The 22,884-nt window shown below is 64.1% G+C and carries 19 protein-coding genes and 1 tRNA gene; 18 read left to right on the top strand and 2 right to left on the bottom strand.

Annotated elements, in window-relative coordinates; genetic code table 11:
* The first annotated feature begins 92 nt into the window (after window positions 1-92).
* Window positions 93-177: transfer RNA gene (locus tag ACZ9C1_RS14115), tRNA-Leu, on the top strand.
* A 216-nt stretch (window positions 178-393) separates the two neighbouring features.
* Window positions 394-873, top strand: a complete 480-nt coding sequence (locus ACZ9C1_RS14120) for a GNAT family N-acetyltransferase (RefSeq protein WP_277501963.1) — start codon at window positions 394-396, stop codon at window positions 871-873.
* Window positions 874-1,028: 155 nt separating this feature from the next.
* On the opposite strand, the gene ACZ9C1_RS14125 is transcribed toward ACZ9C1_RS14120, so the two are convergent.
* Window positions 1,029-1,190: a helix-turn-helix domain-containing transcriptional regulator gene (locus ACZ9C1_RS14125; protein ID WP_198754927.1), complete on the bottom strand. Its 162-nt coding sequence runs from the start codon at window positions 1,188-1,190 to the stop codon at window positions 1,029-1,031.
* 190 nt (window positions 1,191-1,380) lie between these two features.
* Between ACZ9C1_RS14125 and ACZ9C1_RS14130 the strand changes: the two genes are divergently transcribed.
* Window positions 1,381-2,271 (top strand): bestrophin family protein, encoded by an 891-nt coding sequence (locus tag ACZ9C1_RS14130; RefSeq protein ID WP_111532086.1) that lies wholly within the window; start codon window positions 1,381-1,383, stop codon window positions 2,269-2,271.
* A gap of 15 nt (window positions 2,272-2,286) precedes the next feature.
* Here ACZ9C1_RS14130 and ACZ9C1_RS14135 read toward each other — a convergent pair whose 3' ends face one another.
* Entirely contained in the window at window positions 2,287-3,405 is a 1,119-nt protein-coding gene (locus ACZ9C1_RS14135; protein WP_139668964.1) for a polysaccharide deacetylase family protein, read from the bottom strand.
* Window positions 3,406-3,554: 149 nt separating this feature from the next.
* On the opposite strand from ACZ9C1_RS14135, the gene yaaA reads away from it, so the two are divergent.
* The 15 genes from yaaA to ACZ9C1_RS14210 all read left to right on the top strand — a co-directional run bounded on the left by yaaA (window position 3,555) and on the right by ACZ9C1_RS14210 (window position 22,878).
* Window positions 3,555-4,334, top strand: coding sequence for a peroxide stress protein YaaA (yaaA, locus tag ACZ9C1_RS14140; protein ID WP_046854239.1), 780 nt, complete (start codon window positions 3,555-3,557; stop codon window positions 4,332-4,334).
* Between the two features lie 791 nt (window positions 4,335-5,125).
* Window positions 5,126-6,442: a nucleotide sugar dehydrogenase gene (locus ACZ9C1_RS14145; protein ID WP_102682091.1), complete on the top strand. Its 1,317-nt coding sequence runs from the start codon at window positions 5,126-5,128 to the stop codon at window positions 6,440-6,442.
* Window positions 6,443-6,513: 71 nt separating this feature from the next.
* Complete coding sequence (locus ACZ9C1_RS14150; RefSeq protein ID WP_457378159.1) at window positions 6,514-7,995, top strand: glycosyltransferase family 2 protein; 1,482 nt, start codon at window positions 6,514-6,516, stop codon at window positions 7,993-7,995.
* A 34-nt stretch (window positions 7,996-8,029) separates the two neighbouring features.
* Complete coding sequence (locus tag ACZ9C1_RS14155) at window positions 8,030-9,196, top strand: alginate biosynthesis protein Alg44 (RefSeq protein ID WP_277501970.1); 1,167 nt, start codon at window positions 8,030-8,032, stop codon at window positions 9,194-9,196.
* Between the two features lie 12 nt (window positions 9,197-9,208).
* Entirely contained in the window at window positions 9,209-10,741 is a 1,533-nt protein-coding gene (gene algK / locus ACZ9C1_RS14160) for an alginate biosynthesis TPR repeat lipoprotein AlgK (protein WP_476254085.1), read from the top strand.
* Window positions 10,738-12,216 carry an alginate export family protein gene (locus ACZ9C1_RS14165; RefSeq protein WP_102682095.1) on the top strand — a complete coding sequence of 493 codons (1,479 nt, stop codon included), beginning with the start codon at window positions 10,738-10,740 and terminating at the stop codon, window positions 12,214-12,216. Before algK ends, ACZ9C1_RS14165 begins: the two co-directional genes overlap by 4 nt.
* A gap of 18 nt (window positions 12,217-12,234) precedes the next feature.
* Complete coding sequence (gene algG / locus ACZ9C1_RS14170; protein WP_457378157.1) at window positions 12,235-13,791, top strand: mannuronan 5-epimerase AlgG; 1,557 nt, start codon at window positions 12,235-12,237, stop codon at window positions 13,789-13,791.
* 13 nt (window positions 13,792-13,804) lie between these two features.
* Window positions 13,805-15,247, top strand: a complete 1,443-nt coding sequence (locus tag ACZ9C1_RS14175; RefSeq protein ID WP_476254086.1) for an alginate O-acetyltransferase — start codon at window positions 13,805-13,807, stop codon at window positions 15,245-15,247.
* Between the two features lie 7 nt (window positions 15,248-15,254).
* Window positions 15,255-16,358: a mannuronate-specific alginate lyase gene (locus ACZ9C1_RS14180; RefSeq protein WP_139668958.1), complete on the top strand. Its 1,104-nt coding sequence runs from the start codon at window positions 15,255-15,257 to the stop codon at window positions 16,356-16,358.
* A gap of 179 nt (window positions 16,359-16,537) precedes the next feature.
* Window positions 16,538-17,995 carry an MBOAT family O-acyltransferase gene (locus tag ACZ9C1_RS14185; RefSeq protein ID WP_102682099.1) on the top strand — a complete coding sequence of 486 codons (1,458 nt, stop codon included), beginning with the start codon at window positions 16,538-16,540 and terminating at the stop codon, window positions 17,993-17,995.
* Window positions 17,996-18,005: 10 nt separating this feature from the next.
* Window positions 18,006-19,166 carry an alginate O-acetyltransferase gene (locus ACZ9C1_RS14190; protein ID WP_476254087.1) on the top strand — a complete coding sequence of 387 codons (1,161 nt, stop codon included), beginning with the start codon at window positions 18,006-18,008 and terminating at the stop codon, window positions 19,164-19,166.
* Window positions 19,167-19,186: 20 nt separating this feature from the next.
* Complete coding sequence (locus ACZ9C1_RS14195; protein ID WP_476254088.1) at window positions 19,187-19,834, top strand: alginate O-acetyltransferase AlgF; 648 nt, start codon at window positions 19,187-19,189, stop codon at window positions 19,832-19,834.
* Window positions 19,835-19,869: 35 nt separating this feature from the next.
* A complete protein-coding gene (locus ACZ9C1_RS14200; protein ID WP_139669305.1) occupies window positions 19,870-21,324 on the top strand; it encodes a mannose-1-phosphate guanylyltransferase/mannose-6-phosphate isomerase in 1,455 nt (484 codons plus the stop codon).
* A 142-nt stretch (window positions 21,325-21,466) separates the two neighbouring features.
* The gene (locus ACZ9C1_RS14205) at window positions 21,467-21,931 is read left to right on the top strand and encodes a multidrug transporter (RefSeq protein WP_102682166.1); all 465 of its coding nucleotides are present in this window, start codon (window positions 21,467-21,469) and stop codon (window positions 21,929-21,931) included.
* Window positions 21,932-22,053: 122 nt separating this feature from the next.
* Window positions 22,054-22,878 (top strand): SDR family oxidoreductase, encoded by an 825-nt coding sequence (locus tag ACZ9C1_RS14210; protein WP_094011735.1) that lies wholly within the window; start codon window positions 22,054-22,056, stop codon window positions 22,876-22,878.
* The last annotated feature ends 6 nt before the right edge of the window (window positions 22,879-22,884 follow it).

Here is a 22,884-nt window from a genome sequence, read left to right on the forward strand (position 1 = left end):
ACAGGGCCGGGAAGTTTAGCCCAATGCGTGAAAATTGACCATGAAAGCCGATTGACCGCCTTGGGCGACCTCTCTATACTGCGGCGCCACAAGCCCTGATGGCGGAATTGGTAGACGCGGCGGATTCAAAATCCGTTTTCGAAAGGAGTGGGAGTTCGAGTCTCCCTCGGGGCACCAAGATCCAGAAAAAACCGACCTTATGGTCGGTTTTTTTGTGTCTGGCATGCCAGGGTGCTAAGAGGCAGCTGCTTTACCGCTTCTAGCCAAGTCTTGCGACACTCCTGACTGCACAGAAAATCACACTTAGTGCGATTTACCGTAGCGCCACAGCATTGACTTCACGTTACCAGCCGCACAGGGTAAGTGACTTCTAGCCCCATCGGAACATTCCCTGTGCCACTAAGCCATCGCCCCGTTCAGCCTGCCGATATCGCCACGCTCTGCGGCTTCCCTCAAAGCCCGGACGAACTCTTCTACATGTTCCCCAAAGCCACCTACCCGCTCACACCCGCGCAACTGAGCGAAGCCATCGCCCAGCGCAGCGGTTCGACAGTGATCGAGGCCGATGGCGTGATCGTTGGCTTCGCCAACCTCTACAAAGCCGAACACGGCGGCGTCTGCGCGCTGGGTAATGTGGTGGTGGCGCCGGCTGCGCGGGGTCAGGGCGTGGCACGTTACCTGGTGCAATGCATGATCGCCCTGGCCCGCGAAGAATTCGCGGCGCGGGAGGTCTGGGTGTCGTGTTTCAATCACAACACCGCAGGGTTGCTGCTTTATCCACAGCTGGGTTTTTTACCGTTCGGGATCGAGGAGCGGCGGGCGCCGGATGGAAGTCGGGTGGCGCTGGTGCAGATGAAGCAGGTGTTGGGCTGAGGTTGATATGGTTTACCGGTGTGCAGTGTGGCCTGGATTGAGGCTGCGTTGCAGCCATCGCGGGTCAAGCCCGCTCCCACGCTGACGATGCTCGCAATTCTGCTCACCGTGCGACAGTGCAGTACAAAAGACCGGGTGCAAGGAATCTGGCTGGACTAGCCATCTGTAGTGCGCAAGCGTGCGGCCTGGACATGGGACTGGGCTCGAATGATTTCATCTGCGTCACCTTCGGCCAGTACCTGTGACAGGTATTCCTGAATCGCTGCCTCTGAATCCAGTAGATCCGCAACCTTGAATGACGTCAGTTCACTGGTCATGCTCGACTTCCTGAAAGTGAATGGGTCATGAGCCTAAACCATCGCCGCGAGGGACGTTTCTCCGCTTGATGTAGGCATCTTCTTAAGCACTGATCAGAAAAACCGCGTTACACCCTGCGACGAATCCCAGCGAACCTTAACCCCTCCCGCGACGTCGGAACCTGCATCCCCGCTTCGAGGTTCCCCCAACGTGAAAGCCCTCCTCGCCCGCAAGTACCGCCTGGTGGTCAAGACCTTCGGCTACATCGGCTGGTCGCTGTTCTGGCTGCTGATCTGGGACGTGCTGGTCACCATCGACTTCATGCTGTTCTTCAACAGCAAGTTCAGCCTGCCGCTGATCCCGCTCACCCTGCTGGGCTCGGCGCTGGTGGTGCTGGTGAGCTTTCGCAACAGCAGTGCCTACAACCGCTGGTGGGAGGCACGCACCTTGTGGGGGGCGCTGGTGAACAGTTCACGCAGTTTCGCCCGGCAGGTGCTGACCCTGGTCGACGACCCGGCTGACGGGCCGAACCCGGTGAAGGCGACCTTGCTGCGCCGGCACATCGCCTATGTGAACTGCCTGGCCGCCCACCTCAAGAACGAGAAATGCCCGGACGAGCTGATGGCCTTCATACCGCCCGGCGAGTTCGAGCGGCGCAATCGCTCCAACAACTTTGCCAACGACATCCTCAGCGGTTCAGCGGCACTGCTGGCCCAGGAATACCAGGCCGGGCGGCTGGACAGCATTCGTCTGGCGCGCCTGGAGTCGACGCTGGTGGACCTGTCCAACGCCCAGGGCGGGATGGAGCGGATCGCCAATACGCCGCTGCCCTACCCTTATGTGTACTTCCCACGGCTGTTCATCACGCTGTTCTGCCTGATCGTGCCGGTGGGGCTGGTGGAATCGCTGGGCTGGTTCACGCCGCTGGCCTCGACCGTGGTCGGCTTCATGCTGCTGGCGATCGAACGGATCGGCACGGACCTGCAGAGCCCGTTCCGCATCAGCGAGCATCAGATCCCGATGGACACGATCTGCGAGACCATCGAACGCAACCTGGAGTCGATGCAGCGTGAGGCGCAGTGTACAGCCAGCGTGCCTTGAGCGCCCGGCCCCTGCCTACCCCCGCCGTGCATACTCCCGACACCCTTCCCAACCGATCCCGCTCTGGGCCGTGTGCTGTAACAACCACTCCAGCGCCGGCTGGGCCTTGGGCAAGCCGTCACGGAACTGGATAACCCCCTTGCGCCACAGCAGCATCAACGTCAGCACCCGCTGCGCCGAGGCCTCGGCGGTCAGCGGCCCGTCATCCTGGGCATCGATGTCCCACAGAGAAACCCGCAGTTGCTGGCTGTCCAGGAACGCTTCGCCATCGGCGCGGCGCTGGCCATAGGGCGGACGGAACAACGGTACATACTGTTCGGCCAAGTCGGCCTGCACCCGCGCCTGGCTGCGTCGCAGTGAGTCCTGCCAATCCTGCCACTGGGCATGAGAGCGGTATTCCCAGCCCTGGATACCCACGCACTGGCCGGCATACAGATCGCCCAGCGGGCCGGCATCGCGGCGTTGCTGCAGGCGATTGCCGAGCACGAAGAAAATCCCGTCGAGCTTCTGCCGACGCAGGTAGTCAGCCAGCGCATCGGTGCTACCGCCCTGAGGGGCAGGGCCGCTGACGAAGGTCAGCAGGAACATCCGGTCATTGAGTTCCTCGCCATTGCGCTCACGATCGGAGAGCTTCGCCACTTCGCTGGTGGTCTGCGGGAACAGCGCGGCCTTGCGCAGTTGCTCATCCAGGTAACGGGTATGGAACTGATGACTGGGCTCTACCCACTCGGTGTAGAACGAGCCGACATCATCGGCGAAAACGGCCGCCTGCGTGCGTAGATCCGCCATGGACTCAACCGGGTAGCAGAACGAGGCATCCTGCTCGCAGCTCTGCTGCGCCTGTTGATAACTGGTCCACAGGCGCTGCCACAGACGAGCGCGCACGGCCCGCACGACGCTCAGGTTGACCTGGCGCAGGCCAAGGCGGCTCTTCAACGCCGGCTCGTCGAGCATCTCGCTTTCGTGCAGCACCCGGGCAAACGACAGGATTTCCGCCCGCGACGCAACATCGAACAGCGTCGGGCTGTTCAGCTGCTCGGGCCACAGGTCACGGTCGAAACTGACGAAATTCGCCGGGGCCGCCTGCGCACCCAGGCTCAGCAGCCCGGCGAACAGGGCAAACGCGATACGCACGATGTGCATTCTCCTTGAAGGCATGCCGCGCACTATAACGCGACGCCCGCCGCTTGCCTGTGGCGATGTTCGCTGACTATCGTCGCCATAGTTTGGCGTTGCGCCGGCAGCCCCGTAGAATTCGCCCGACGATTCCAGGAGCCGACCCGATGCTGACGGTGATTTCCCCCGCCAAGACCCTCGACTACGACACCCCGCCGGTGACCCAGCGCCACACCCTGCCCCAGTACCTGGACGATTCCCAGGAACTGATCGTGCAACTGCGCGAGCTGTCGCCAGCGCAGATCGCCGAGCTGATGCACCTCTCCGACAAGCTCGCCGGCCTCAACGCCGCGCGTTTCGGCAGCTGGACCCCCGATTTCACCCCGGCCAACGCCAAGCAGGCGCTGCTGGCGTTCAAGGGCGACGTCTACACCGGGCTCGATGCCGAAAGCCTGGGCGAGGACGATTTCAGCTATGCCCAGGATCACCTGCGCATGCTCTCGGGCCTGTACGGCCTGCTGCGCCCGCTGGACCTGATGCAACCCTACCGCCTGGAAATGGGTACCAAGCTGGCCAACGCCCGCGGCAAGGACCTCTATGCCTTCTGGGGCACGCGCATCAGCGAGTGGCTGAACCAGGCGCTGGCCGACCAGGGCGACGACGTGCTGCTGAACCTGGCCAGCAACGAGTACTTCAGCGCGGTGAAGAAAAGCGCCCTGAAGGCACGGGTGATCGACGTCGACTTCAAGGACCTGAAGAACGGCCAGTACAAGATCATCAGTTTCTATGCCAAGAAGGCCCGCGGGATGATGAGCCGCTTCGTGATCCAGGAGCGGGTCAACGACCCGGAGCAGCTCAAGCGCTTCGATGCGCAGGGCTACTACTACAGCGCGGAGCAGTCCAAACCCGACCACCTGGTATTCCTGCGCGATCACGCTGAGGGCTGATTTTTTCAGCGCCGCTTTGCAGCTCATCGCGGGGCAAGCCCGCGATGAGCCCATCAGCCCTGCAACGGGGCACGCTGCAAAACGCCATCAGCCAAAATTCCAGCGTCAATAAATCATCAGTCACATCCTTATCGCAAAACGCCATAAGACCGTTCGTAGTTTTTTGACGATTTTTGAAAAATATTTTCGCATGCTGGCATATAACCATCCCCCTGCGATTTCGCCCTTTATATACGGGGATCAAACTGTGGCGTGCCATCACATTGAAAGTATTTCCCTCTGAAAAAATATTTAGAAATCTTTCACCGTGGCGGAACCGCCCCAGGAACTTCTGCTACGCCCAATGGCTCATAGCACCCGTAACGAGTTTCAAGCGCTGAGCGTGAGAAATGACTTACAGATGACAAAGGGCCGCTATTCACAATCGGCCCCACAACTTCAACGGCGGTACAGGAAGTGCCTGAAGCCATTATCCATGCAGGAGAGAAGCGCCCCTAAAATTCGTCCTAGTGGTTGATTTCAAAGGATTTATCCACTTGAAAGAACAAGCACAGCAATTCGCGAATGGCGATTTGCAATAAAGACGGCTGCATTTCAGGGCACGCCTTTTAAATATTGGCCTTTGACTGCCAACTTTGAGTGCATAACTTTTTGCGCTCCGGATTTATTCATGCCTGCGTTCGGTGAAGTGTCAATTCGCCACGGATCCGTACGCCCGAATACTGCTGGTCAATCAACCCGGTCGGCTCTTCGCTGAAGGGCTGGCGTGATAAACACACGAGGTGAATGCGATGCGTATCAGCATCTTTGGTTTGGGTTATGTGGGTGCAGTCTGTGCCGGTTGCCTGTCGGCACGAGGCCATGACGTGATTGGGGTGGACGTGTCCAGCACCAAGATCGACCTGATCAACCAGGGCAAGTCGCCCATTGTCGAACCGGGCCTGGAAGCGTTGCTGCAGCAAGGCATCGCCAAAGGCCGCCTGCGTGGCACCACCGACTTCGCCGAAGCCATCCGCGCCAGCGATGTGTCGATGATCTGCGTCGGCACGCCGAGCAAGAAGAACGGCGACCTGGGCCTGGAATACATCGAGTCGGTGTGCCGCGAGATCGGCTACGTGCTGCGCGACACCGACCGCCGTCACACCATCGTGGTACGCAGCACCGTGCTGCCGGGCACCGTCAAGAACGTGGTGATCCCGATCCTCGAGGACTGCTCGGGCAAGAAGGCCGGTGTCGATTTCGGCGTGGCGGTCAACCCCGAGTTCCTGCGCGAAAGCACCGCGATCAAGGACTACGACCACCCACCAATGACCGTCATCGGCGAACTGGACAGCGCCAGCGGCGACGTCCTGCAAGCCCTGTACGAAGAACTCGATGCCCCGGTGATCCGCAAGCCGATCGAAGTGGCCGAGATGATCAAGTACACCTGCAACGTCTGGCACGCGACCAAGGTCACCTTCGCCAACGAGATCGGCAACATCGCCAAGGCGGTCGGCGTCGATGGTCGCGATGTGATGGACGTGGTCTGCCAGGACAAGGTGCTCAACCTGTCGCAGTACTACATGCGCCCCGGCTTCGCCTTCGGTGGCTCGTGCCTGCCCAAGGACGTGCGCGCCCTCACCTACCGCGCCTCGAGCCTGGACGTGAAGGCGCCGCTGCTCGACTCGCTGATGCGCAGCAACGAGTCCCAGGTGCAGAACGCCTTCGACATCATCGAAAGCCACGACAAGCGCAAGGTCGCCCTGCTCGGCCTGTCGTTCAAGGCCGGTACCGACGACCTGCGCGAAAGCCCACTGGTGGAGCTGGCCGAGCGCCTGATCGGCAAGGGCTACCAGCTGGACATCTACGACCAGAACGTCGAGTACGCCCGGGTGCACGGCGCCAACAAGGAATACATCGAATCGAAGATTCCGCATGTGTCCTCCTTGCTCAACGCCAACTTCGAGCAGGTGGTGAACGACGCCGACATCATCGTGCTGGGCAACCGTGATGAGAAGTTCCGCGCCCTGGCCCAACAGGCACCGGCCGGCAAGCAAGTGATCGACCTGGTCGGCTTCATGAGCAAGCCGACCTGCACCACCAGCCGCACCGAAGGCATCTGCTGGTAAACCCGGTCGGGCGGCGCGTCCCTCCCCAGCGCGCCGCCCTCCCCACCCCGAATTCTCGACGGATGCCGAACATGCAAAGGTTCCAGACAGTGCTGTTGCAGTGCGCCGGCTGGCTGCTCTACATGAGCCTGCTCATGCTGATCGCCCTGGCCCTGCCCAGCGATATCTTCGATTCGCAGTCGAAGCACTTCATCTTCCTGGTCGGCGCTGTCGGCATCTGGCGCTACTCCATGGGCGCCACCCATTTCATCCGCGGCATGATCTTCCTCTACCTGGTCTACCCATACCTGCGCCGCAAGGTGCAGAAGCTCGGCAAGGCCGCCGACCCGTCGCATGTGTACCTGATGGTCACCAGCTTTCGCATCGATGCACTGACCACTGCCCAGGTGTACAGCTCGGTGATCCGCGAGGCGATCGACTGCGGCTTCCCCACCACGGTGGTCTGCTCGCTGGTGGAGAAGTCCGACGAGCTGCTGGTCAAGAGTCTGTGGGCCAAGTACAACCCGCCCGGACACGTCACCCTGGACATCGTGCGCATCGCCGGCACTGGCAAGCGCGATGGCCTGGCCTATGGCTTTCGCGCCATCTCGCGGATGCTCCCGGACGACAACGCCGTGGTGGCGGTGATCGACGGCGACACCGTGCTGGCCGAAGGCGTGGTGAAAAAGACCGTGCCGTGGTTCAAGCTCTACCCCAACGTCGGCGGCCTGACCACCAACGAGTTCTGCGAAGTGCGCGGCGGCTACATCATGAGCGAATGGCACAAGCTGCGCTTCGCCCAGCGCCACATCAACATGTGCTCCATGGCCCTGAGCAAGCGCGTGCTGACCATGACCGGACGCATGTCGATGTTTCGCGCCAGCGTGGTGACCAACCCCGAGTTCATCGCCGACGTCGAAAGCGACTCGCTGATGCACTGGCGCCTGGGCCGCTTCAAGTTCCTTACCGGCGACGACAAGTCCAGCTGGTTCAGCCTGATGCGCCTGGGCTACGACACCTTCTACGTGCCTGACGCGGCGATCAACACGGTGGAGCACCCGCCGGAGAAAAGCTTCGTCAAGGCCAGCCGCAAGCTGATGTACCGCTGGTACGGCAACAACCTGCGGCAGAATTCCCGCGCCCTGGGCCTGGGCCTCAAGCGCCTGGGGCTGTTCACCAGCATCGTCCTGCTCGACCAGCGCGTGTCGATGTGGACCAGCCTGCTGGGCCTGACCGTGGCGGTGATCGCCAGCTTCAAGTTCGGCCTGCAGTTCCTGCTGGTGTACCTGCTGTGGATCGGCATCACCCGCCTGATCCTCACCATCATGCTGCTGTGCTCGGGGCACAACGTAGGCCCGGCCTACCCGCTGATTCTCTATTACAACCAGATCGTCGGCGCGGTGATGAAGATCTACGTGTTCTTCCGCCTCGACAAGCAGTCCTGGACCCGCCAGCCCACTGCCCTCAAGCGCGACCTCGCAAGTTTTCAACAATGGTTCAACACCTGGTCCTCGCGGACCATGACCTTCTCGGCCGCGAGCATCTTCGTCGCCGTGCTGTTCATGGTCGTGTGAGCCCCCGGATCGGATAACAGGAACGAATATCGCCATGAATACCGCCGTGAACGTCAACGTCGTGCATGAATCCGAAGCGCAGCGCCAGCATGCCCGGGTGCGCATTCCCGCCAAGCTGCGCTACCTGGACGGCAACCGCGAGCCGCACGAGGTGAAGGTTGACGACCTGTCCGCCGGGGGCCTGTCCTTCCATGCGGCGAAGCCCCTGGCCGAAGGCGAAGTGCTGCGCGGCCGCCTGCAGTTCGTGGTCGACAACCTCGGCCTGTCGATGGACGTCGAGCTGCTGGTACGCACCAGCAGCCGCGACACCGGCCGCACCGGCACCGAGTTCCAGAACCTGGAGCCACGCGACATCGCCACCCTGCGCCATATCATCACCAGCCACCTGTCCGGCGAGCTGATCAGCGTCGGCGACGTGCTCAGCACCCTGCAGCGCGACAACTTCACCAAGGCGCGCAAGCAGAAGGACGGAGGCTCGGGCTTGTCCGCCTTCGGCCGCCTGCGCGCGGTCACCGTCACCGCCGGGGTGTTCGTGGTCGGCCTGGTGGCCTTCGGCTTCGTCGCCAAGTCGCTGTATGGCCTGTACTTCGTCAGCCATGCCGAGGCCGGCGTGGTCGCGGTGCCCACCACCAATGTCACCATGCCCCGCGATGGCAGCGTGCAGAGCCTGGTGGAAAACGGCGCGAGCGTGGCCAAGGGCGCGCCACTGGCAACCTTCAACACCAGCATGCTCGATTTGCTCAAGGGCCACCTGGACGACTCGCAACTGGAACCGGCCAAGGTCGAGGAGCTGTTCGGCAAGCAGCTCTCCGGCACCCTCACCAGCCCGTGCGACTGTGTGGTCTCGCGCCAGCTGGTGGATGACGGCCAGTACGCCAGCAAGGGTCAGCCGGTGTTCGCGCTGATCCCGCGTACCAGCACCCCGACCATCGAAGCGCGCTTCAGCTATCGCCAGTTCGACGAAGTGAAACCGGGCACCCGGGTCAACTTCCAGATCGCCGGTGAGGATGAAGTACGCAGTGGCCGGATCACCGGCAGCTCGAGCCTGGACACCGACAACCTGGCCTCCGATATCCGCGTGCAGATCAAGCCCGACGGCGGCCTGCCGGCCGAACTCGCCGGCCGCCCGGCCTCGGTCAACAGCGACCGTGGCCCGTCGCTGAACTGGCTGATCGACAAGGCCGTGGCCCGCGGGCTGTAAGAGGATCGGATAATGACCAGCAGACACCCCGATATCTGTGGGAGCCGGCTTGCCGGCGATCGAGTGCGCAGCACTCGCCCAGCGGATGCAGCGCCTGCACTGGCCTCTCGCCGGCAAGCCGGCTCCCACAGGGACAGCTTGCGCCTGGGGGCATGCGCCCTGGCCGCCGCCATTACCCTGGCCGGCTGCGCCGGCCTGCCCGACCAGCGCCTGGCCAACGAAGCGCTCAAGCGTGGCGACACCGCCACCGCCGAACGCAACTACAAGGCCCTCGCCGACCTCGGCTACAGCGACGCCCAGGTCGGCCTGGCGGACATCCAGGTCGGCACCCGCGACCCGGCCATGCTCAAGCAAGCCGAGGCCACTTACCGCGCCGCCGCCGCCACCTCGCCCCGTGCCCAGGCGCGCCTCGGCCGCCTGCTGGTGGCCAAGCCCGACAGCACCCAGGCCGAGCGCGAAGAGGCCGAGACCCTGCTCAAGCTCGCGGCGCGACAAGGTGAGACGAACACCCTGATCCCGCTGGCGATGCTCTACCTGCAATACCCGCAGAGCTTCCCCAAGGTCAACGCCCAGCAACAGATCGACCAGTGGCGCGCCGCCGGCAACCCCGAAGCCGGCCTGGCCCAGGTGCTGCTGTACCGCACCCAGGGCACCTACGACCAGCACCTGGGCGAGGTGGAGAAGATCTGCAAGGCCGCGCTGTCGACTACCGACATCTGCTACGTGGAACTGGCCACCGTCTACCAGAAACGCGCCCAGCCCGAGCAGCAGGCCGCCTTGCTTGAGCAGCTCAAGGCCGCCCATGCCCGCGGCGCCGTGCCCGCCACCCGGGTCGACAGCGTCGCCCGCGTGCTGGCCGACCGCAGCCTCGGCCAGACCGACGAGAAGACCGCCAAGGACCTGCTCGAGCAGGTCGCACCGGCCAACCCGGCATCCTGGGTGAGCCTGGCGCAGCTGCTCTACGACTTCCCCGAACTGGGCGACACCGACCAGTTGCTGGCCTACATCGACAAGGGCCGCGAAGCCGAGCAGCCACGCGCCGAACTGCTGCTGGGCCGCCTGTACTACGAAGGCAAGACCGTGCCGGCCGATGCGGCCAAGGCACAGGAGCACCTGCAGTCTGCCGCCGACGCCGGCGAGGTCAGCGCCGACTACTACCTCGGCCAGCTGTACCGCCGTGGCTACCTGGGCCAGGTCGAGCCACAAAAGGCCGTCGACCACCTGCTCGCCGCCGCCCGTGGTGGCCAGAACAGCGCCGACTACGCCCTGGCCCAGCTGTTCAGCGAAGGCCACGGTATCCGCCCGGCGCCGACCAATGCCTGGGTGTTCGCGCAGCTCTCCCAGGCCAACCCGACCCCACAGTCGGCCGAACTGCTGCAACAGCTCGACCAGCAGCTCACGCCCGACCAGCGCAGCCAGGCGCAAACCCTGCTGGCGCAGGAAAAGCAGGCGCGCGGCAGCATGGCCCAGGGCGCCAACAGCACCCTGGCCATCGAAGCGCTGCAGGACGAGAAAGAAGAAGTAGACGCCGAGGACTCGCTATGACGCTCAACCCCTTCGTGAAAGCCGGCATCGGCCTGGGCTTCGCCCTGCTGTGGTCGATGCCGACCCTGGCCGCCGAGACCGCGCAGAAGAACTTCGGCCTCGACGTGAAGATCACTGGCCAGTCCGAGGACGACCGCGACCTGGGCACCCGCTCCGGCGGCGATGTCAACGGCCTCGGCCTTGACCTGCGTCCCTGGGTGTACGGCGAGCGCGGCAACTGGAGCGCCTTCGCCATGGGCCAGGCGGTGGCCGCCACCGACATCATCGAGACCGACACCCTGCGCCAGAACGACGACGGCACCACCAGCGACAACGGCGACGACAGCCGCAAGCCGGACAAGAGCTACCTGGCCATGCGCGAATTCTGGATCGGCTACAGCGGCCTGACCCCCTACCCCGGCGAGCAGCTGCGCTTCGGCCGCCAGCGCCTGCGCAGCGACGACGGCATGTGGCGCGACACCAATATCGAGGCGCTGAACTGGACCTTCGACACCACCCTGCTCAAGGCCGACCTCGGCGTTGCCCAGCGCTTCAGCGAATACCGCACCGACCTCACCGAGCTGGCCCCCGAAGACAAGGACCGCACCCATGTCTACGGCAACGTTGCCACGCAATGGACACCCGGCCACTGGGTTGGCCTGCGTGCCCACCACAGCCATGACGGCGGCAGCCTGAAGCGCCCCGGCGAAACCGTCGACGCCCTCGACAAGACCCGCACCGGCGACCTCACCTGGCTGGGTCTGGAGGCCAACAGCGACGCCTACAACTGGCGCAACGACCACACCGTCAACTACTGGGGCAGCGTCACCTGGCTGACCGGCGACCGCGACACCCTCAGCAGCCAGGCAGTCGGCAACGATCAGGTCGCCACCGGCAAGCAGAGCGGCGACGTCAACGCCTGGGCCACCGACCTCGGCATCCGCCTGCGCCTCGACCCGCAGTGGCAGGTCGGCGCGGCCTACGCCCGAGGCAGCGGCGGCGGTGGCAGCGACGGCTCGAACAACTTCGAGCAGACCGGCCTTGAGAGCAACCGCTCCAACTTCACCGGCACCCGCTCGCGCGTGCACCGCTTCGGCGAGGCGTTCCGCGGCGAGTTGGGCAACCTGCAGGCGGCCACCCTGTTCGCCTCCTGGCAGCTGCGCGACGACTACGACGCCAGCTTCATCTACCACAAGTTCTGGCGCGTCGACGGCAAGCAGAACATCGGCTCCAGCGGCATCAACGCGGTGGTCGACGACGGTGGCATCAGCCGCCCGCTGGTGCAGGGCGAGAAAGACCTCGGCCAGGAAATGGACGTGGTCGTGACCAAATACTTCAAGCAGGGCCTGCTGCCGGCCTCGATCAGCCAGTCGATCGACGAACCGTCGGCCCTGGTGCGCCTGCGCGCCGGTGTGTTCAAGCCGGGCGACGCCTACGGCAAAGAAGCCGACTCGTACATGCACCGCGCCTTCGTCGACGTGATCTGGCGCTACTGAGGCCGGGAGAGGATAGCCATGAACCTGCACCCGAACCTTCGCCACAGCCTGCTCGCCAGCGCCCTGCTGCTGGCCGGCGGCCTTGCCCAGGCCGCCGAGCCCGAAATGGCCAAAGGGCTGCAACAGGCCAAGACCTATACCGTCTCCAGCGCGCCGATCGAGCCGCTGAAGATGGACCCGCCCAAGCTGCCCGACCTGTCCGGCTACACCGCACAGGCCGTGCAGCAGAAGATCGACCGCCGGCACAAGGGCAAGGTCAGCGTGCGCCGCATGCTTCAGGAGGATACCCTCAAGGAGTTCATCGGCGGCGACAACAAGGGCGCCGAATGGGTCCGCCGCCAGCACGGCATTCCCCAGGCGATCTTCGTCGATGACGGCCACGTCGACCTGGTGGAGCTGAGCAAGAAAGTCCCCAGCCAGTACCTGCGTGAAACCGCGCCGGGCGTATACCTGGCGCGCCTGCCGATCGTGGTCGGGCGCAAGGGCGTGCTGGAGATCGACGGCAAGGTCAAGGAACTGCGCCTGTCCGAAGAAGGCGGTTCGTTCATCGTCAACGACGGCAAGCTGTTCGTCAGCGATACCCAGGTCACTGGATGGCGCGAGCAGGCCAATGGCCCGGCGACCTTCCGCAAGCCCGACGATTTCCGCCCATTCCTGCTCAGCTGGGGCGGCACCGAGACCTACATCGTCAACAGCAAGATGGCCAGCTTCGGCTACGCCAAATCCAAGTCCTATGGCGTGAGCATCTCGCAGTACACGCCGAACATGGCCAAGCAGATGGGCCGCCCGGAACCCACCGGCTGGATCATCGGTTCCGAGTTCAGCGACATGTGGTACGGCTTTTATTGCTACGAAACCCAGGACTTCGTGATCAAGGACTCGACCTACCGCGACAACATCGTCTACGGCATCGACCCCCACGACCGCTCGCACCGCCTGATCATCGCCGGCAACACCGTGTACGGCACCAAGAAGAAGCACGGGATCATCGTCTCCCGTGAGGTCAACGACAGCTGGATCATCAACAACAAGAGCTACGACAACAAGCTCTCGGGGGTGGTGATCGACCGTAACAGCGTCAACAACCTGATCGCCTACAACGAGATCTACCGTAACCACACCGACGGCATCACCTTGTACGAGAGCGGCGACAACCTGATCTGGGGCAACAAGCTGATCAACAACCGTCGCCACGGCATCCGTGTGCGCAACAGCGTGAACATCCGCCTGTACGAGAACGTCGCCATGGCCAACGGCCTGGTGGGCGTGTACGGCCACATCAAGGACCTGTCCGACACCGACCGCGACATCGCCCTCGACCCGTTCGATACCAAGGTGTCGCTGATCGTGGTCGGCGGCGAGCTGGCGGCCAACGGTTCAGGCCCGCTGTCTATCGATTCGCCGCTGTCGGTGGAGCTGTACAAGGTGTCGATGCTGATGCCGCGCAAGGCCAACGGCATCAGCTTCAACGGCGTGCTCGGCGAGCGCCAGGACGAAATCCTCGACCTGCTGGTGCGCCAGCAGAAGGCCGTGCTGATCGACCCGGTCGAACGCCAGACCGAAATGATCGACTAAGGAAGCCCAGACCATGACTCCACACCTGATGAAACTGCTGGGCCTGTCCGCCGCCCTCCTGGCCATCAGCCAGGGCGTGCGCGCCGAAGACGTCAAGGCACCGACCTTCAGCGCCGAACCGTGCTGCCAGCTGTGCCCCGAGGCCCACGACGCCAGCCGCTATACCACGCGCTACCAGCAGAACTTCACCACCCTGGTGCAAGCCCAGGGCGACTGGCTGTTCCGTACCCGTGAGGACCTGCGCACCGAGTTCGACACCACCCCGGGCGGCTACAAGCGCCTGCAGCAGGTGCACGACGCGTTCAAGAAGCGTGGCGTCGAGCTGGTGGTGGTGTACCAGCCGACCCGTGGCCTGGTGAACCGCAACATGCTCAACCCCGAAGAGAAGGCCGCCTTCGACTACCAGAAGGCCCTGCGCAACTACCAGGCCATGCTCCAGCGCTTCAGCAAAATGGGCTACAACGTGCCCGACCTGTCGCCGCTGACCAACGAGCAACTGGCCGCCGCCGACCAGGGCAAGGACTTCTACTTCCGCGGCGACCAGCACTGGACGCCCTACGGCGCCGAGCGCGCGGCGAAGATCGTCGCCGACACGGTGCACAGGATGCCGGCCTTCGAAGGCATCCCGCGCAAGGAGTTCGAGACCAGGAAGTCCGGGCGCATGGGCAAGACCGGCACCCTGCACAACGTCGCCGGCCAGCTGTGCGGCACCAGCTATGCGGTGCAGTACATGGACCAGTTCGCCACCGAACCGAAGGGCGCCGCCGGCGGCGACGACCTGTTCGGCGATTCGGGCAACGCGCAGATCACCCTGGTGGGCACCAGCCACAGCGGCAAGAACTACAACTTCTCGGGCTTCCTCGAGCAGTACATCGGCGCCGATGTGCTCAACGTCGCCTTCCCCGGGGGCGGCCTGGAAGGCTCGATGATCCAGTACCTGGGCAGCGAGGAATTCCAGAACAACCCGCCGAAGATCCTGGTCTGGGAGTTCTCGCCGCTGTACCGCCTCGACCAGGAAACCATCTGGCGGCAGATCCTCGGCCTGCTCGACGATGGCTGCGACGACCGTCCCGCGCAGATGAGCGCCAGCGCCACCCTCAAGCCCGGCAAGAACGAGCTGATGGTCAATGGCAAGAACGGCGTGATCAAGGACCTGGTCAACCGCAACCACCAGCTCGACATCAAGTTCGAGGACACCTCGGTGAAGGTGTTGCAGGCCACCCTGTGGTACCTCAACGGCCGCCACGAGGACATCAAGATCGAGAAGCCCGAGACCTCCGACACCGACGGGCGCTTCGTCTTCCAGATGCGCGAGGACGAAGACTGGGCAGGCCAGAACCTGCTCGCCCTGGAGGTACAAGGGCCAGAAAGCGGTACGCAGAAAGTCGAAGCCAAACTCTGCAAACGCAACAACTTCGCCAGCCCCGCGCAGCACACCGCGCAAGCTGGCCAGTGAGGCGACCATGACCACCATCAGCAGCAAGACCGCACCCGCCCTGCTCGCCCTCGCCCTGTTCGGCGGCGCGGCGCAGGCCGCGCTGGTGCCGCCCCAGGGTTACTACGAGGGCATCGAGAAGCTCAAGACCGGCGACGGCAATTTCCGCTGCGAAGCCGCGCCCAAGCCCTATACCGGCGCGCTGCAGTTCCGCAGCAAGTACGAAGGTTCGGACAAGGCCCGGGCGACGCTCAATGTCGCCTCGGAAAAAGCCTTCCGCAAATCCACCGAGGACATCACCACCCTCGAGAAAGGCGTCAGCAAGATGGTCGGCCAGTACATGCGCGATGGCCGCCCGGCGCAACTGGACTGCGCCTTGACCTGGCTCGACACCTGGGCACGGGCCGATGCGTTGATGTCCACCGATTACAACCATACCGGCAAGTCCATGCGCAAATGGGCCTTGGGCAGCATGAGCGGCTCGTGGCTGCGCCTGAAGTTCTCCAACTCGCAGCCACTGGCGGCGCACCGCGCCGAGGCCGAGCAGATCGAGAAATGGTTTGTGCGCCTGGCACGCCAGACCGTGCGCGACTGGAGCGACCTGCCGCTGGACAAGATCAACAACCACAGCTACTGGGCGGCCTGGTCGGTGATGGCCACCGCCGTCGCCACCGACCAGCAAGAGCTGTTCGACTGGGCGGTGAAGGAATACAAGGTCGGCGTCAACCAGGTCGACGAGCAGGGCTTTCTGCCCAACGAGGTCAAGCGCAAGCAACGCGCCCTGGCCTACCACAACTACGCCCTGCCGCCGCTGGCGATGATCGCCAGCTTCGCCCAGGCCAACGGCGTGGACCTGCGCAAGGAAAACAACTTCGCTCTGCAGCGTCTCGGCGAAGGCGTGCTGGCCGGTGCCCGCGACCCTGTTCATTTCAACACTCGCGCCGGCGTGAAACAGGACCTCAAGGACCTGAAGATCGACAGCAAGTACGCCTGGCTCGAACCGTGGTGCGCGCTGTACCAGTGCGTCGGCGACACCCTCGAGCGCAAGCATGACATGCAACCGTTCAACAGTTTCCGGCTGGGGGGTGATGTGACGCGGGTCTACGACCCGAGCGCGGAACAGAAAAAGTAACACGATCCCTGTAGGAGCGGATTCATCCGCGATGACGTCAGCAGGCCGACAACCTCTGCCATGACGATCGCAATCGCGGATAAATCCGCTCCTACAGAGACCAAGGTGCCGCCTGCATTTTCGTGGGGGGTTTGGGGGGCGCTGTGCCCCAGGTGCTGTGCATAACTAGGAGAACCGGGATGGTCTTCTCGTCCAACGTGTTCCTGTTCCTGTTCCTGCCGGTTTTCCTCGGCTTGTACTACGTGAGCGGGAATCGCTATCGCAACCTGCTGCTGCTGGTTGCCAGCTACATCTTCTACGCCTGGTGGCGGGTGGACTTCCTCGCCCTGTTCGCCGGGGTCACCCTGTGGAACTACTGGATCGGCCTGAAAGTCGGCGCCGCCGGCGTGCGCACCAAGCCCGCGCAGCGCTGGCTGCTGCTCGGCGTGGGCGTCGACCTGTGCATCCTCGGCTACTTCAAGTACGCCAACTTCGGCGTCGACAGCCTCAACGCGATCATGACCTCGATGGGGCTGGAGCCGTTCATCCTCACCCACGTGCTGCTGCCGATCGGCATCTCGTTCTACATCTTCGAGTCGATCAGCTACATCATCGACGTGTACCGCGGCGACACCCCGGCCACGCGCAATCTGATCGACTTCGCGGCCTTCGTGGCGATCTTCCCGCACCTGATCGCCGGCCCCGTGCTGCGCTTCAAGGACCTGGTCGACCAGTTCAACAACCGCACCCACACCCTGGACAAGTTCTCCGAAGGCTGCACCCGCTTCATGCAGGGTTTCATCAAGAAGGTGTTCATCGCCGACACCCTGGCGGTGGTCGCCGACCACTGCTTCGCTCTGCAGAACCCCACCACCGGTGATGCCTGGCTCGGCGCCCTGGCCTACACCGCGCAGCTGTACTTCGACTTTTCCGGCTACAGCGACATGGCCATCGGCCTGGGCCTGATGATGGGCTTCCGCTTCATGGAAAACTTCAAGCAGCCCTACATCAGCCAGTCGATCACCGAATTCTGGCGGCGCTGGCACATCAGCCTGTCGACCTGGCTGCGCGACTACCTGTACATCACCCTGGGCGGCAACCGCAAAGGCACCTTCAACACCTACCGCAACCTGTTCCTGACCATGCTGCTGGGCGGGCTGTGGCACGGCGCCAACTTCACCTACATCATCTGGGGCGCCTGGCACGGCCTGTGGCTGGCCATCGAGCGCGCGCTGGGGCTGGACACCAATCCACAGCGTTTCAACCCGGTGAAATGGGCCTTCACCTTCCTGCTGGTGGTGGTCGGCTGGGTGATCTTCCGCGCCGAGAACCTGCACGTGGCCGCCCGCATGTACGGCGCCATGTTCAGCTTCGGCGACTGGCAGCTGTCGGAAATCAACAGCGCCCAGCTCACCGGCCTGCAGGTCGCCACGCTGGTCGTCGCCTACCTCAGCCTGGCGTTCTTCGGCCTGCGTGATTTCTACCGCAACGCCAAGCCAACGCCAAAGGCAACGCCCGTGCAAATCAACGCCGACGGGTCGGTGGGGCTGGACTGGACGCGGATCATGACCCGCGCCCTGGTCCTGCTGCTGTTCGTCGCCTCGGTGCTCAAGCTCTCGGCGCAGAGCTACTCGCCTTTCCTCTACTTCCAGTTCTGAGGCCCCGATCATGAACCGGACACTTCGCATCACCTATTCGCTGTCGTTCATGGGCCTGCTGGTCGGGTTGGGCGCATGGTCGGTCGGCGGGCTGGAAAGTTTCAACCGCACCGGGCAGATGACCCTGCTCGACGGCAAGCTGGCCAAGGCCGCCGAAACCCACTACGACGAGCAGTTCCCGATCAAGCGCGTCGGCACCAACCTGTGGGCCGCGCTGGACTTCAAGCTGTTCAACGAAGGCCGCCCCGGCGTGGTGCTGGGCCGCGACCAGTGGCTGTTCACCGACGAGGAATTCAACCCCACCGTCGGCGCGCAGCAACAGATGCAGGACAACCTGGCCCTGGTGCGTGGGGTGCGCGACGCACTGCAACGCCAGGGCGTGCAACTGGTACTGGCGATCGTCCCGGCCAAGGCCCGCCTCTATTCCGAATACATCGGCAAGGAGACGCCGGCCAGCCTGCACGACGACCTGTTCAACCAGTTCCACGCCCAGGCGCGCCAGGCCAATGTGTTCGCCCCCGACCTGCTGGCGCCGCTGGAGCAGGCCAAGGCCCGCGGCCAGGTATTCCTGCGCACCGACACCCACTGGACGCCGATGGGCGCCGAAGTGGTTGCGCAATCGCTGGCCGAAGCCGTCGACCGCCAGCAGTTGCTCACCGGCGAGCCACAGGCGTACATCACCGAGGCCGGCGCCAGCGCGCCGTACAAGGGTGACCTGACCAACTTCCTGCCGCTCGATCCGCTGTTCAGCAACCTGCTGCCCACTCCCGACACCCTGCAACAACGCAAGACCCACCCGGTGCAGGCCGAGGGCGGCGAAGGTGGCGACGCGCTGTTCGACGACAGCCGCATCCCGGTGGCGCTGGTGGGCACCAGCTACAGCGCCAACCCGCACTGGAACTTCCTCGGCGCCCTGCAGCAGGCCCTGCGCAGCGACGTCGCCAACTACGCCGAAGACGGCCACGGGCCGTTGCTGCCAATGCTCAAGTACCTGCAAAGCGACGCTTTCAAAAACGCCCCGCCACAGGTCGTGGTGTGGGAATTCCCCGAACGGTATCTGCCAATGAAGAACGACCTCAGCGCCTTCGATCCGCAGTGGATCGCGCAGCTGAAGAACTCCCGCAAATCCGAAGAAAACCTGGCCCTGTCGTCCAACCGGACGGACCACTGAAGATAGAGAGGAACACGCACATGACCACCAAGACTTCCATTGCCAAAGCCCTCACCCTCGCCGCCGGCCTGACCCTGACCTCGATGCAGGCCTTCGCTGGCGCCGATGCCGCCCTCTATGGCCCGAGCGCGCCGAAAGGCTCGACCTTCGTGCGCCTGTACAACGCCGCCAGCAGCCCCACCGCCGCCAGCGTCGGCAACACCCAGATCAAGCAGGTCGGCGCCCAGGCCAGCAGCGACTTCAGCTTCCTGCCCGGCGGCGACTACACCGCCCAGGTCGGCGGCAAGAGCGTGCCGGTCAAGCTGGCCGCCGACAAGTACTACACCCTGGTCAACAACAGCGGCGGCAACCCGCAGCTGATCGAGGAGCCACCGTTCAAGAACAAGCAGAAGGCCCTGGTGCGGGTGCAGAACCTCAGCGACCAGCAACTGACCCTGAAGACCGCCGACGGCAAGACTGAAGTGGTCAAGCCGGTGGCGGCCAAGGGCCGTGGCGAACGTGAAATCAATCCGGTCAAGGTCAACCTTGCCCTGTATGCAGGCGACAAGAAAGTCGGCGACGTCAAGCCCGTCGCCCTGGAGCGCGGCGAAGCGGCCGTGCTGTATGTCACCGGTTCCGGCAACAGCCTGTCGCCGGTGTGGGTAACTCGCCCCGTGGCTAGCAACTGATCCCCCTGCCTCTAAACGACTATTGGAGAAACATGATGATCCCGGTAATTCTTTCTGGTGGTAGCGGTTCGCGTCTGTGGCCTCTGTCGCGCAAGCAGTTCCCCAAGCAGTTCCTGGCCCTGACCGGCGAACACACGCTGTTCCAGCAGACCATCGAGCGCCTGGTATTCGATGGCATGGACACCCCCATCGTGGTCTGCAACAAGGACCACAAGTTCATCGTCCAGGAGCAGCTGGGTGCGCTGAAGCTGGAAACCCAGGCCATCCTCATGGAGCCGTTCGGCCGCAACACCGCGCCGGCAGTGGCCATGACCGCGATGAAGCTGGTCAACGAAGGGCGTGACGAACTGATGCTGGTGCTCCCGGCCGACCACGTGATCGAGGACCAGAAGGCCCTGCAGCGGGCCCTGGCCCTGGCCACCGTGGCCGCCGAGCGCGGCGAGATGGTGCTGTTCGGCGTGCCGGCGACCAAGCCCGAGACCGGCTACGGCTATATCCGCTCCAGCCAGGACGCGCTGCTGCCCGAGGGCGTGGCACGGGTCGCGCAGTTCGTCGAGAAACCCGACGAGAAGCGCGCCAACGAGTTCGTCCGCGCCGGCGGCTACTTCTGGAACAGCGGCATGTTCCTGTTCCGCGCCAGCCGCTTCCTCGAGGAGCTGAAAAAGCACGATCCGGATATCTACGACACCTGCCTGCTGGCGCTGGAGCGCAGCGACGAAGACGCCGATGTGCTGAGCATCGACGAAGCCACCTTTGCCTGCTGCCCGGACAACTCCATCGACTACGCGGTGATGGAGAAGACCCAGCGCGCCTGCGTGGTGCCGCTGTCGGCCGGCTGGAGCGACGTAGGCTGCTGGTCGTCGCTGTGGGATGTGCACGAGAAGGACGACAACGGCAACGTGACGAAGGGCGACGTGGTGGTGCAGGACAGCCACAACTGCATGATTCACGGCAATGGCAAGCTGGTGTCGGTGATTGGCCTGGAGAACATCGTGGTGGTCGAAACCAAGGACGCCATGATGATCGCCCACAAGGACAAGGTTCAGGGGGTCAAGCAACTGGTCAACACGCTGGACGCCCAGGGCCGCAGCGAAACCCAGAACCACCTGGAGGTCTACCGCCCCTGGGGCTCGTACGACTCGGTGGACATGGGCGGGCGGTTCCAGGTCAAGCACATCACCGTCAAGCCGGGCGCCAGCCTGTCGCTGCAGATGCACCACCACCGCGCCGAGCACTGGATCGTGGTGTCCGGCACCGCTGAGGTGACCTGCGACGAGAACGTGTTCCTGCTGACCGAGAACCAGTCCACCTATATCCCCATCGCCTCGGTGCACCGCCTGCGCAACCCAGGCAAGATCCCGCTGGAGATCATCGAGGTGCAATCCGGCAGCTACCTGGGCGAGGATGACATCGAGCGCTTCGAGGATGTGTATGGGCGCACCTCTACGCCGGTGGAGCGTGGGGTTTCGGTGAAGACCATCGCGCAGTAACAGCTGCGAGCTGCAAGAAAAAGCGGGGGCGCGGTGAATCGAAATGCTCGATTCGTCGCGCTCCCGCTTTTTCTTGTGGCTTGCAGCTTGCAGCTTGGCGCTCCAAGATGATCAAACCCCCGCCACCAAGGCCTGCCCCACCATGATCATCGGCGCCCTGCTCATCCTCACCTGGCTGGTCCTGCTGCTGCGTTACCCGGCCAAGGCCCTGCCGATTTCCCTGGCCGCCGTGTGCGGCCTGGGCCTGGTGGCGCTAGGGGTGGTCTGGCAGGACACCCGCGAGGCCTCGCAGCTGGCGCGCCTGGACATTCGCCTGACCTACGCCCCCGACCAGTGCCCCGCCGACCGCGCCCTGCAGGTGCGCATGAAGAACGGCAACAAGGCGCCGCTGACCGAACTGCGCTGGCGCGTGGCCGCCTATGCACCCGGCGATACCGTGAACCTTGCCGAGAATACCTATGCAGCACCCCGCTATCGCGGTCCCGGCGAATTGCAGCCGGGCGTCGAGTGGAGCGACTGCCTGCCGGTGCCGCCGCTACGCTCGGGGTATCGGCCGCAGACCCTGGAGTTTCGTGCCGAGCATCTGCAAGGTACATTCGCCAATTGAGTCCGGCCTCATCGCGGGGCAAGCCCGCTCCCACGCCTGAACTTACAACGTGGGAGCGGGCTTGCCCCGCGATGAGGCCGGTAGCCATGACACCCATGTCCAACTGAACACAGGCCCGCCCCATGCCCACCGTCCTCATCACCGGTTGTTCCAGCGGCATCGGCCGCGCCCTGGCCGACGCCTTTCGCGATGCCGGCCACGAAGTCTGGGCCACCGCCCGCAAGCCCGACGACGTCGACGCCCTGCTCGCCGCCGGCTTTGCCGCACGCCAACTGGATGTGAATGACGGCGAGGCACTGACCCGCCTGGCCGACGAGCTGGAAGACCGCCACGGCGGCCTTGATATCCTCATCAACAACGCCGGCTACGGCGCCATGGGCCCGCTGCTCGACGGCGGTGTAGAGGCCATGCGCCAACAGTTCGAAACCAATGTCTTCGCCCTGGTCGGCGTGACCCGCGCGCTGTTCCCGCTGCTGCGCCGCTCGCGTGGGCTGGTGGTGAACATCGGCAGTGTCTCGGGCGTGCTGGTCACCCCATTCGCCGGTGCGTACTGCGCGTCGAAGGCCGCCGTGCACGGGCTGACCGATGCCTTGCGCCTGGAGCTGGCGCCGTTCGGCATTCGGGTGATGGAAGTGCAGCCGGGGGCGATCGCCTCGCAGTTCGCCAGCAATGCCCAGCAACAGGCCGAGCAGGTACTGGCGAGCGATTCCCCATGGTGGCCGTTGCGCGAACAGGTACAGGCCCGGGCGCGGGCCTCGCAGGACCGACCGACTTCGGCGGCGGTGTTTGCCCAGCGCCTGCTGGCCGCCACGCGCAAGTCGCCAGTGCCGGCGCTGGTGCGTATCGGCAATGGCAGCACGGCGTTGCCGTTGATGGCCCGGGTGCTGCCGCAGAGGCTGTTGGATTGGGTGTTGCGCAAACGTTTCGGGCTGTTGCGACCGCTCTGACGACAC

The sequence above is a fragment of the Pseudomonas sp. TE21435 genome (assembly GCF_056279265.1).